Annotated in this window: 9 protein-coding genes and 3 pseudogenes; 7 read left to right on the forward strand and 5 right to left on the reverse strand. The window is 41.8% G+C overall.

All coding sequences use genetic code 11. The annotated features are described in order from the left end of the window. Positions 1 to 176 precede the first annotated feature (176 nt). The 7 genes and pseudogenes from V7L12_RS08060 to V7L12_RS08090 all read left to right on the forward strand — a co-directional run bounded on the left by V7L12_RS08060 (position 177) and on the right by V7L12_RS08090 (position 7,934). Entirely contained in the window at positions 177 to 3,767 is a 3,591-nt protein-coding gene (locus V7L12_RS08060) for an N-6 DNA methylase (protein WP_335083685.1), read from the forward strand. 15 nt (positions 3,768 to 3,782) lie between these two features. After that, positions 3,783 to 4,022, forward strand: a complete 240-nt coding sequence (locus V7L12_RS08065; protein WP_335083687.1) for a type II toxin-antitoxin system RelN family antitoxin — start codon at positions 3,783 to 3,785, stop codon at positions 4,020 to 4,022. After that, positions 4,015 to 4,389 (forward strand): type II toxin-antitoxin system RelE/ParE family toxin, encoded by a 375-nt coding sequence (locus V7L12_RS08070; RefSeq protein ID WP_335083689.1) that lies wholly within the window; start codon positions 4,015 to 4,017, stop codon positions 4,387 to 4,389. The genes V7L12_RS08065 and V7L12_RS08070 overlap by 8 nt, the downstream gene beginning before the upstream one ends. 186 nt (positions 4,390 to 4,575) lie before the next feature. Then, positions 4,576 to 4,765: pseudogene (locus V7L12_RS08075) on the forward strand (DUF3598 domain-containing protein); the annotation flags it as partial. Positions 4,766 to 4,890: 125 nt separating this feature from the next. Next, positions 4,891 to 6,279 (forward strand): histidine--tRNA ligase, encoded by a 1,389-nt coding sequence (gene hisS, locus V7L12_RS08080; RefSeq protein WP_335083691.1) that lies wholly within the window; start codon positions 4,891 to 4,893, stop codon positions 6,277 to 6,279. Positions 6,280 to 6,482: 203 nt separating this feature from the next. Further along, positions 6,483 to 7,070 (forward strand): Uma2 family endonuclease, encoded by a 588-nt coding sequence (locus V7L12_RS08085; RefSeq protein ID WP_335083693.1) that lies wholly within the window; start codon positions 6,483 to 6,485, stop codon positions 7,068 to 7,070. 288 nt (positions 7,071 to 7,358) lie between these two features. After that, the gene (locus V7L12_RS08090) at positions 7,359 to 7,934 is read left to right on the forward strand and encodes a TMEM175 family protein (protein WP_335083695.1); all 576 of its coding nucleotides are present in this window, start codon (positions 7,359 to 7,361) and stop codon (positions 7,932 to 7,934) included. A 12-nt stretch (positions 7,935 to 7,946) separates the two neighbouring features. Here V7L12_RS08090 and V7L12_RS08095 read toward each other — a convergent pair whose 3' ends face one another. The 5 genes and pseudogenes from V7L12_RS08095 to V7L12_RS08115 form a co-directional block, all read right to left on the reverse strand. After that, on the reverse strand, positions 7,947 to 9,140 hold the full coding sequence (locus tag V7L12_RS08095) for an MFS transporter (protein WP_335083697.1): 1,194 nt from the start codon (positions 9,138 to 9,140) through the stop codon (positions 7,947 to 7,949). A gap of 96 nt (positions 9,141 to 9,236) precedes the next feature. Then, positions 9,237 to 9,488: pseudogene (locus tag V7L12_RS08100) on the reverse strand (rubredoxin); the annotation flags it as partial. Between the two features lie 69 nt (positions 9,489 to 9,557). Then, positions 9,558 to 9,683, reverse strand: a pseudogene (locus tag V7L12_RS08105) (hypothetical protein); the annotation flags it as partial. A gap of 452 nt (positions 9,684 to 10,135) precedes the next feature. After that, positions 10,136 to 10,591, reverse strand: a complete 456-nt coding sequence (locus tag V7L12_RS08110; RefSeq protein ID WP_335083699.1) for a hypothetical protein — start codon at positions 10,589 to 10,591, stop codon at positions 10,136 to 10,138. Positions 10,592 to 11,094: 503 nt separating this feature from the next. After that, positions 11,095 to 12,405 (reverse strand): efflux RND transporter periplasmic adaptor subunit, encoded by a 1,311-nt coding sequence (locus V7L12_RS08115; protein WP_335083702.1) that lies wholly within the window; start codon positions 12,403 to 12,405, stop codon positions 11,095 to 11,097. Positions 12,406 to 12,417: the final 12 nt, after the last annotated feature.

Here is a 12,417-nt window from a genome sequence, read left to right on the forward strand (position 1 = left end):
AGTCCATTCGTTCAGAACACAAGTCCATTCGTTCAGAACACAAGTCCATTCGTTCAGAACACAAGTCTATTCTCAACAATTTGTTGTCTAGTATTAAGAAAACCTATAGGTCGGTTTCTACAATAGCGTTACACTCTATAACGGACTAAGCCTTTATGTAGATTCTGTAGCGCCTGATGAACCTAGCCGATATCCTCAAAGACTCAAACTACAAACTATCTCAGTTTACTGCGGCGGAAATTGAGCAGTTAGAGCAGAGCATTACTCTTAAAGCAACCAAAAGTGGCGAAGTGCCTTATATCGTTTGTTTGGTGCGTCAGAAGGCAATTAAGCTGACGCCAGAGGAAGCAATTCGGCAGCTATATTTACAGGTTTTAAATCAACGCCTGCACTATCCTCTCAGTCGCATTGAAGTCGAGTATGGGGTGAACTTTGGGCGGGAGGTGAAACGGGCAGACATTGTGGTGATGGACAAAGATCGTCCGAACACAGTCTACATGATTGTAGAGCTAAAGAAGCCAAAGCTAAAGGATGGGAAAGATCAGCTTCGCTCTTACTGCAATGCCACGGGTGCGCCGATCGCAGTTTGGACAAATGGCGATCAAATCTCCTACTACCAGCGCAAAGATCCCAATTATTTTGAAGATATCCCTGGTTTGCCCAATGCTAATCAAACCCTGGCAGATATTCTTCAGATCAAATTCACGCTGGAAGACTTGATCGCTAATGACAAGTTGATAAAGGAGAATAAATCTCTCAAAACCCTGATCGAAGAAATGGAAGACGAGGTGCTGGCGAATGCTGGGGTAGATGTGTTTGAGGAACTGTTTAAGCTGATTTTTACGAAACTCTATGATGAGTGGTATTCTGGGCAGGGCAACCGCCGTAAAACCCGTTCTCTAGAGTTTCGCAATACCGGACAGACAGAAGCAGCACTCAAAACCAAGATTCAGGATTTGTTTGATGGGGCAAAGAAAAAGTGGGAAGGGGTGTTTAGTGAGGATGCTAAAATTAGCCTCACGCCTTCGCACCTGTCGGTTTGTGTGTCGTCGTTGGAGAATGTGAAGCTGTTTAACTCCAATTTGGATGTGATCGATGAAGCCTTTGAGTATTTGATCAACCAGAGCAGTAAAGGTGAGAAAGGACAGTTTTTTACGCCCCGCTATGTGATTGATATGTGCGTAAAAATGCTCAATCCGCAAGAAGATGAGTATATGATCGACACGGCGGCGGGGTCATCTGGGTTTCCGGTGCATACGATTTTTCATGTGTGGCGGCAGATTTTGGTGGATGAGGGGTTGCAGGCGAGTCATTTGTTTTCGCTAGAAGACAAACCGCCCCGTTGCAAAGAATATGTGGAAGAGAAGGTGTTTGCGATCGACTTTGATGAGAAGGCGGTGCGGGTGGCGCGGACGCTGAACTTGATAGCGGGGGATGGACAGACAAATGTATTGCACCTGAACACGCTGGACTATGAACTGTGGAATGAAGTAACCGAACAAGAGGAATGGGATAACATTTATAATGCTGGGTTCAAACGGCTGAAACGGTTGCGACCGAAAGGGAATAAAGATTTTCGAGAGTTTCAGTTTGATGTGTTGATGGCGAATCCGCCCTTTGCCGGAGATATCAAGGAACCGCGCATGATTGCCCGCTATGATTTGGCAAAGAAACCGGATGGTAAGTGGCAAAGCAAGGTTGGGCGCGATATTTTGTTTATTGAGCGCAATTTGGACTTTTTGAAACCGGGGGGTAGAATGGCGATCGTGCTGCCCCAAGGACGGTTTAATAATTCATCGGATAAGAATATTCGAGATTTCATTGCGGAACGCTGCCGGATTTTGGCAGTCGTGGGGCTGCATGGCAATACGTTTAAGCCGCACACAGGTACAAAGACTTCGGTGCTGTTTGTGCAGAAGTGGAATGACGACCCGAAGGCGGGCGCACTCTGCCCTCGCCGGGATGACTACAACATCTTTTTTGCGACGATGCGGAAATCGGGGAAGGATAATTCTGGGGAGAAGATGTGGCGCAAAATTTCATCGTCTACTTCACCGCCTGATGACGAACTCAGCGAATTGATGCCACCTTCTCCGATGCAGCGAGTGGTGGGGGTGGAGGGCGATTTTTTACAAGATGTTCACGGTCATTTAGTGGTAGATCATGACTTGTATAACCACGAAGGACTGACGGAAGACGGCATTGCGGAAGCGTTTATTGAGTTTGCCAAAAAGGAGAAGCTCAGTTTTTTTGAATCTAGCCCATCTGTTACGCCGTTTGATGCTGTGAGGTATCAGCAGTTAATGGATGGGCTTGAAGCAGCAGCAGTCAACTTCCACCGTGTATGCTACGAAAATGAAGAATTCCGCATAGATTCAGAGTATTACCATCCATTACATCTAGTTTATGAGTCATTAGTTACAGCTAAGGAGCATGACAGGCTAGGAAAGTTATGCAATTTAATCGCTGGGCCTTTCGGCTCAACTGTCACAACAGATAACTATGTTGAAGACGAAGAATTCCGGTATATCAGAGGTAAAGATGTTCAAGATTTCTTCCTGGATGATAGCGATCCAGTTTATGTAGAAAGAAATTTATTTGACTCACTATCACAGTTTCATCTTAAAGCACTTGATATTCTCGTTACTGTTGTTGGAATGAACTTTGGTAAAACAGCTTTAGTTCTTCCTAAAGACTGTCCCGCTATTTTTAGCTGCAAAAGCACATTATTGAAAAATTCAGAGATCAATCCATATTTTCTGGTGACATATCTCTCTTGCAAACACGGTTATAGATTAATTAGAAGAGGTAGAAGAGGGGCTGCACAACCAGGTATAAATCTTTTTGATTTGAGGACGGTTACTGTTCCTATCTTTAGTCGCTCTTTTCAATATCAAGTAGAGATGATTGTAAATAATTATTGTCAATCACTAAAGGAAGAATCAAAAGAACTCTATCAACAAGCTGAGGATTTGCTGTTGTCGGAGCTTGGCTTGAAGGACTGGCAACCCACAGAAGAAACCGTTGCTGTCAAGAGTTTTGCTGAGTCGTTCCTGTCTTCCGGTCGCTTAGACGCTGAGTATTACCAGCAGAGATTTTATGAGGTTGAAAGTAAAATCAAAGCAAATGGATTTGTTCTAACTAAAGATATTTGCTCTCATATTAACTATGGCTCAGTACCAACAAGTTCTTACACAGAGAATGGTGAAGGTATTCCATACATCAAAGGGCTAAATCTTAAAAATGCAGAAATTGTTACCGTTCAACTGGATAGAATAATTAATACTGAAAGTTTACCCTCAAAGGTTTATACAAAAAAAGGAGATATTGTTATATCCCAAATGGGGACAGTAGGTAATTGCGGAGTAGTTGAAGATGAACAAGCAGGATGGATATTTGCTTCCTTCACCATCAGAATCAGGCTCAAAAACCAAGCTGATTTTAATCCGCATTTCGTTGCCTTTTATATTGATAAAGTCGCTAGACCCTATTACTTAATGCGTAATATTGCTCAAGCTAGCGTTAGGCAAAATACAGACTTACCAACCATCAAAAATATGTATATTCCACTTGTTACCAAAGATGTACAGCTTTTAATAGCTGAGAAAATGCAAAATGGGAAAGATGCAAAATCAAAATCCAAGCAACTGCTAGAAATTGCTAAGACAGGAGTAGAAAAAGCGATCGAAACTGATGAAGCGATAGCAACGGCTTGGATCAATCAGCAACTTGAAGTCTTGGACATTAACCTAACCACTACCACTTAAGATATTGGAGTAGCAATGAAAGCAGTTAAAGTCATGGCAACGATTAATGAGCAAGGACAAATAACTTTAGATTACCCTCTCATAACGGATAAAAATAGCCGTGTAGAAGTTATTATTTTAATTCCAGAAGAGGAAGTTCTGGATGATCAATCTCAAGCAGGAGTCTTAGCAGATTTCCGGCAAGCTTGGCACGAAGCCATGACCGGGCAAACTATCCCGGTGGCTCAACTTTGGGAAGGGCTAGAAAATGACTGATCGGCCTTTCATTCAAGTTGAAGCTTCGCCAACGTTCAACCAAAATTTACGCGCTCTTGCCAAGAAGTATCGCAGTATTCGGAATGATATACAACCCATCATCGAACAACTTGAGCAGGGAGAGTTGCCAGGAGATAAAATACCTGGGGTTGGTTATGCGGTCTTCAAGTTAAGAGTCCGAAATAGCGACACTCAAAAAGGTAAAAGCGGTGGCTATCGTCTGATTTACTATGTCAAGACAGCAACGGGAATTATTTTGCTGACTATTTATGCAAAATCTGAACAAGTCGATATTGCCGCAGATGACATTCAGAGCATCATTACAGAATATGAGCAACGGGCGATCAAAGATAAAGAGGATATCTAAACAAAGGATACTAGCGGCCGCTTAACTTAGCTCGACGAGAAACGCGATCGCTTGGAAGAAAAACAGAATTTTACATTGCAGAATTTTCAGTCAGGATTTCGGCACTAATTAGTGTGAGTTCGATGGATAGGAAAGGCCAAAAAGGTTGCTAGATATGAATTTGCTCAACTGGGTAGACCATAAGGCGATCGCATAGAAGGGAAAGCCCGAGAAGCCGATGATTCAATGGTTTAGTTATAAAACAAACCCAGAAATGAGCTTATATGAAATGATCTACATTAGTCCTGATAATAACAATCGTGCCCGTACTTGGCATTGGTTTAAGAACAATCAAATCTTTCAACGCACCTTAATTCAAGAAGAACGGCTAAGATAGTAATTTATCCTTTCAGAGATAACCACTCTTTATTCTCCTGTCCGCGCAGGCGGACTTTGTTTGTGTAGCTACGACTTCCAGTCGTTAGGCTTTCATCTCAAATTTCAACTTAGTAAGGTACACGCATGGCCAAAGGTGACAAAATAAACTTTTCTACTCCTAGCGGATTTCCAGAATTTCTTCCTAGCGAAAAGCGTCTAGAATTATATTTGTTAGATATCATCCGTAGAGTTTTTGAAAGCTATGGATTTACGCCCATCGAAACACCTGCTGTAGAACGTTTAGAAGTGCTGCAAGCTAAAGGTAATCAAGGTGACAATATCATTTATGGAATTGAACCCATACTGCCACCAAATCGCCAAGCCGAGAGAGATAAATCGGGCGAAACTGGTTCGGAAGCAAGAGCTTTGAAGTTCGATCAAACAGTTCCTTTAGCGGCGTATATTGCCCGTCACCTGAATGAATTAACCTTTCCCTTTGCTCGTTATCAAACCGATGTAGTTTTTCGGGGGGAACGGGCTAAAGATGGGCGTTTTCGTCAGTTTCGTCAGTGCGATATTGATGTAGTTGCTCGTCGTGAACTCAGCTTGCTCTATGATGCTCAGATGCCTGCAATTATCACGGAGATATTTGAAGCAATTAATATTGGTGATTTTCTGATTCGCATCAATAACCGAAAAGTTCTTACTGGTCTCTTTAAATCATTGGGAATTGCCGAAAATCAAATTAAATCGTGTATTGGTATTGTTGATACTCTAGAAAAGATTGGTGAAACTAAAGTAAAACAAGATTTAGAGAAAGAAGGAATTTCAGCCGAACAGGCGCAAAAAATTATTGAGTTTATTAAAATTGGCGGTTCGGTTGATGAAGTATTAGATAAGCTCAAGCACCTCGCCCAAAATCTGCCAGAAACCGAGCAATTGAGTTTAGGAGTTACCGAATTAGAAACGGTAATTGCTGGGGTGCGTAATCTCGGAGTTGCCGAAAACCGTTTCTGTATTGATTTATCCATTGCCCGTGGTCTTGATTACTATACTGGCACAGTTTACGAAACAACTCTATTAGGACATGAAGCTTTAGGTAGTATTTGTTCTGGCGGTAGATATGAGGAATTAGTCGGGGTATTTTTAGGTGAGAAAATGCCTGGTGTCGGCATTTCTATTGGCTTAACTCGTTTAATTAGTCGCTTGTTAAAAGCTGGGATTCTTAGTACCTTAGCTGCTACACCAGCCCAAGTGATGGTAGTGAATATGCAAGAAGATTTAATGCCCACTTATTTAAAAGTTTCTCAACATCTGCGTCAGGCGGGAATTAATGTGATAACTAACTTTGATAAGCGTCCTTTGGGTAAACAATTTCAATTAGCAGACAAGCAAGGAATTCAATTTTGCATAATTATTGGTTCTGAAGAAGCAGCAGCGCAAAAGTCATCGCTCAAAGATTTGAAAACAGGCGAACAAGTAGAAGTACTACTGGAAAATTTGGCTGAGGAAGTAAAAAAAAGGCTTACTTAATAGTTGACTTATAAAGTAGCAACTGTCTATTGCAATCTGCCTCATACACTCTACTTATTTGGAAGTCCTTTATGAGTTTGTCGGATGTCCCTAATCTCTGGGTTCCTCTAGCACTTTTAGGTTTAATTGTTATAGCTGCTGTATTTTTCAGCCGCAGCAGTTGATATTTAAAGTATTACAGTTGAGGTGGAGGTATCAGTTCTATGTTTGCTGTTGTCACACCCGATACAATCCATTTGCCCCCAGGCGCAGTAGTACGCCTACTCGGAAGTTGGCAAGATTATCAAGCATTGAATGAACAACTAGGCGATCGCTCCTCTCCTCGTATTAAGTATCGAGATGGAGAAATTCTCTTGATGGCACCGCTACCAGAACATGGGCCGAAAGTAAGTGTAATTGCAGATGTAGTAAAAGTTTTGCTCGATCATCTGGGACAAGAATACGAGGCATTTACCCCAATCACAATGGAACTTCCACAGGAAAGTGGTATAGAACCAGACTACTGTTTTTATATTGAAAACTGGGAGGCAATTGCAGGTAAAAACCGCATCAATTGGGGCGTTGATCCATCACCTGATTTAGTAGTGGAGATAGACATCACCAGCTACACTGATGTGAATGACTACCTACCTTATCGAATACCAGAAGTTTGGTTGTTCAGGAAGAACCAGCTTGTGATTTACAGATTGCAAGGCGATCGCTACACTATTGAAACCAGGAGCCGTTATTTCCCCAACATCAATGTGTCAGAAGTAGTCACAGAGTCTCTAAAAATTAGACCTCTTGCATAAATCCAAAATAAGAACCCCACCCCGCCAAAGCTACGCTTTGTCTCCCCTCCCCGCAAGCGGCGAGGGGTTGGGGGTGGGGTGTTAGGGACTTTTGCAAGAGGTCTATTGCCTACGAGCGCAATACTAGCACTGCTATTCGGGAATTACGGCGAAAATTGGCAAGTGAGAATTAAGTCTTTTGCGTTGGCGTAGCCAATGCAGACAATCTTTATCAATGACGACTACTTGGTACGATAAACTACAGAGTGTCACAACTTACTTTCAAGTAAATAAAAAAGGAATGCGTACATGGGAAAAGGGAGATTAGAAGCATTCAGCGATGGGGTGATTGCCATCATCATCACCATTATGGTGCTGGAAATCAAAGTACCGCATGGATTCGATTTAGCTGCCCTACGTCCACTAATCCCGGTATTTCTGAGCTATGTGTTGAGTTTTATTTATATCGGCATCTACTGGAACAATCACCATCACCTACTACAAGCAGTCCGACACGTTAATGGCCGTATCCTTTGGGCTAATCTGCATCTGCTGTTTTGGTTGTCCCTAATCCCCTTCGTTACTGGCTGGATGGGCGAGAATCACTTTGCCGCCATGCCAGTTGCCCTTTATGGTACGGTGTTGTTGTTGGCTGCGATCGCTTACTTCATCCTTACCCGCACCCTGATTTCTTACCACGGCAAGGATTCGACTCTAGCGATCGCAGTCACTGGAAACTTTAAGGAAAAGATATCGCTGGTATTCTATGCTGTGGCAATTCCACTTGCCTTTGTTAACTCATGGTTTGCTTGTGCATTATACGCTTTAGTCGCAGTCATCTGGCTGATTCCTGACCGTCGAATTGAGAAGACTCTCACTTTTTAAACGAATTACGAATCACCTACAAGTGCAATACCTAAACACAAAAAATATCAAAACGGCAAAACCAGTCGCGGCATAAAACACACTACTAATTCCGCCAAAACCAAAAGCATAACCCATCAACAATGGGCCTAATGTTTGTCCTAATCCATAGAATGTCCCATTTACCGATATAATCGTCGCCAAATATTCTCTTGGTGCTAAATCTGCTAACAGCGTTTGGATGCTAGGAAAACCAATACCAAGTCCAATCCCAAAAATTGTACTCGGAATTAATAGTAACCAGATATTTGATACAAAGGGAACTATTAACATCGCTAAAGCATAAAAAACATAAGATGCACTAATTAAACTTGTGGCAGGAAATCTTCTCACTAATCTACCTAACTGGGAAGCTGTGATGGTAATTGCTACGGAAACACTAGAAAGTAGCAATCCAATAATGGTGGGCGGCGCTTTGAAGGTATCGTTAATTAACTGTGGTAAATATGTGACATAAGCACCATAAAGGAAAACAAAGTTAGCAGCACTGGCAATAAAAAGTCCAAATAGCTGACGATTTTTCAGAACTTTTACGGCATTGCTCAAATACTCTTTGAGGTTGCGATCGCCTTTTGGTTCTGGATTCTTAAGTCCAAACAACACCAGTAACCCAAGAGGAATCGCTAATATGGGCAGCATAAAGGGATAATACCAGCCCATTGTAGCTAATGCACCACCGATTATTGGATAACTTGATGTGCCGACGCTGCTAATACTGGCATTGTAACCCATTGCTGTAGTCCGTCTGTCTCCGGTGTATAAATCGCCAATTAAGGTGATACTCAGAGAAAGTAAAGAAGCAGCACCAATTCCTTGCAGCAAACGCAACCATAGTAATAAATTAAAATCGCGGGCAAAGGCGCAAGCAGTACCAGCTATGCCAAATATAAATAGTGAAGGAACGATAATTCTCTTTCTGCCCAATCTATCGGCAAGAATACCAATAATTGGCCCTAAAATAAGAGATGGTAATGTAAATGCTGTAATCAATAAACCCAAGTTTTTCGGGTTAATATTTAAATCTTTAGCTAACTTGGGAAAAGCCGGAGTCACGCTAGAAACTCCAATAACAGCAATTAGTACAACTGCACAAATAATTTGAAAATTTAGCTCTCGATAAACTGGTCTTTGTCGTTCAAATTGGCTGTTATCTTCTGGTGAATGCATGATCCTACCCTGTGTATAAATAATCAAGAACGCGAAGTATCTCTTAAGATGCTTCGCGTTTATGTGCTAAAAAAGAGTGCCTAATTGATTCTCGTCTTAAGCTGCAACTTTTTCCTCAAATGGTTTAAAAGTTTTTTTGCTAGCACCGCAAATCAGATATTCCCAGTCTTCAGGAATTTCTTCAAAAGGTGTACCATGTGCAATCCCAGAATCAGGATCGCCAGTAACGGGATCGTAAATCATGCTGCATTGTCTACAAATCCATTTACGAGTTTTAGGATCTTCACCTGCAACTCTAGTTGCTGTTTATCCACCATTTAATACTTCTAAGGCTTCAGCGTAGCGATCGCCTCTACTCCCAACTGTTTCAATTTCTGCAACAACTTCTTGTGCTTTGCCTGCATTACCTGCATAGTTGACGACAAGAGATGCACCGTCACCAGCTAATTTTAGTGCGTAGGCGTAGCCCGTCGAAGACATCGCTCGTCCAATTCCCCGCGATGCACCAGTGATAATTGCAACCTTCCCTGCTAAAGATGCCATAGATTAATCGAGTTTTATTTTGGTTCACTAAAGTGATTATCTGCTCTTACAGTACTGTTCTAAGGTTAAATTTAGCGATCGCTGCTAAAACTGTCGACTTCATTCCAGCCAAAATCCCGCCAGCGAATTCAAGTAACTCTCAGGCGGGAGAAATGAAAATACTTTGCAAAAGGTGAAGATACGTGCCCTCTTGTCAGCATCTTCACAGCAGATTAAGATTTGCTACGGCTTGGCGAATATTGTTGAATATGTTGAGCTAAATCGAATTTCTGAGTCTTCATTGAGCTAAACACAATGCCTACGGCAGTAAACTACGCCCTACCGAACTTGACAGAATTTAAGTGCTGATGACACAGGTATTGTCTTGACCATAGTCTACAAACATCTTTTATAAATTGTCTGTCTTCGTTAACCAAAAGCTCATCTGGTTTATCATATCTGCGTAGATTAAATTATTTTAAGAAGGGATTTTCTGGACCTATCTCGGATTCAATCTCAATCGGACATGTTGGCTCAGATAAGAGTGTTCCATTAAATGTATAAGTAGTGCCGTTGGAATTGATAGCATTACCACTTATCCTCCGATCTGGAACAAAGTCTCCTCTTACTTGACCGCTAAGTGCGATACTTACTTCTGAAGTTGGATTTGTGACTGCTTGCCAATTTCTCTGATCCTGACCTAGATTTGTACGGCTATAAGTAGCATCTAGTCCAACAAAGCGAAGCCTGTTACCATTGGCGTTAAATTCAAAACAAGCAGTAAAATTATCTCCCTGACTCGAATTAACATTGACATTATAACTTTTGCCCTCCACTCCAGCTTGTACTGGCGCAGCTAACAACATTATCTGTCCAAGTAAACAAGTTAAAACTAAACCACATTTAGATTGGATGATTTTCCCTGACATAATTGTTTACCTCTGTTACGTAATCAAGTAATTGCTTACTTTTACTCATTGGTGACAGGTTAAGGTCATTAACCATTTGCCAATAAGTAGTGGTGATTAAATTTAGTCAAAATCGAGGTTACAAACGTAAATTTCCAGCCTGTGATGCCTTAGCATAGCGTCGTCATAGACAAGACTAGCTACGCCTACACATATTTAAAAGTATCGTTCATCCTTGCCTTAAAATTTAGTATAAAGCTTAATTAGAGACTCGATAGCATAGATAATTTACAGCGTAATCACTATTGACAAAACGAGTTATATCTTAAAATGTCACGAATGCTTTCTTTTTAGGAGAAAAGAATGGAAGTGAATTCAGCGTGTATTGCTATAGATATATACGTAGAGACTACTTTACAAGTTCTCCAACAAAGAGCGATCGCTATAGTTAACGCTCTTGGGTGAAGATTGGTAGGAGACAAGATTGAGACTTCTCCCTTGCTCCTCCTCTCTACTCCCCTTAATTAAAATTCTGGAACGATCGCAACACCATCCCTGAGATTGAGCAACCCTGAAATAATAACTTTATCTTCTGGCTGTAATCCTTCAATAACTTGGTAATTATTACCTTTAATCTCGCCTAGCTTCACTCGCCTTTGCCGAGCTACTTGTTGGGATACACCTTGGGGAGATGTTTCTGTTTCAACTACATAAACAAAAGTGTCCCCGCCTACACGAGTCATTGCTGTTGTGGGAATTAAAACTCCGGGGCGCTGATTCCAGAACACTCTAGTCCTGACCAATTGATCTGCACGTAGCTGACCGTTAGTGTTATCAAAAAGTGCTTTAATCAGTATCGTTTGTGTTTCATTGCTGGCATCAGGTGCAATAAAAAATATCCTACTTCTACCAAGCTTTTGACCTTGTGTGTTCATCACCTCTACTGGCATACCCTTACGCAATTGGGGCCCTTGCTGTAGTGGTACAGAGATATTCACTTCTAAAGGTCGATTTTGCTTGATATTAACTAATGGTGTAGAATTATTAACTAAATCACCGACTTTTACAGGGATGTTGCCAACTGTGCCACTAAAAGGAGCGGTAATTTTGTCAGACTGGGGCTGTTGTGTTTGAGTATTTACATTAGATTGCTGCAAAGATTTTTCAGCCTGCAAAATGGTGGCTCGTTGTGTTTGAATCCTGGAATCTATTGCATCCAGACTAGTCTTAGCATTGGTAAGCCGATTAGCAAACTGATTGCTAGTCTGTCGAGACACGGCTCCTTGTTCAGCTAGGCTGACAAACTTATCGTAGTTCTGCTGGTACAATTGCACATTCGCAACGTAGGATGGTCGTTCTGTTTCTAAAGATTTGAGTGTGGCGCGGGAATTTGCCAGTTGCACTAAAAATGCTTGAGGCACAGTATTATTCCTCGCGATCGCTGCCTGTGGTGTAGGATCTACTTGGAGAATTGCCGCTCCTTCGACGATTGGATCTCCCGATTTGACAAGTATCTGGGTAACTTGACCCTGAATCCTCGGCTGGAGCGTGACTGAGCGTAGGGATTTTAAACTAGCAATAAAATCTGAACTTTCCTCAATTATGCCGCTTTGTACTGTTGATATTTTGACTCTTACCCCTTGAGGTTGAGCGTTAGCAGTTGAAGGTGCTGAATTTTGTGGAGTGAGTAAACGCCAAACTAGAGTTGCTCCGCCCCCTAACAATAGGAGTGCGGCTAAACTCAACCAAAGCCACCGCCGTTTTCTAGAAGGTGGCTCAAATGAGGTTTGTGGAGCTTTTTCTCCAAAATCAGTTTGAGGCTCAGGGGATGTCATGGCTTTTGAGGA

The organism is Nostoc sp., from assembly GCF_036918245.1.
Lineage (GTDB): Bacteria > Cyanobacteriota > Cyanobacteriia > Cyanobacteriales > Nostocaceae > Nostoc.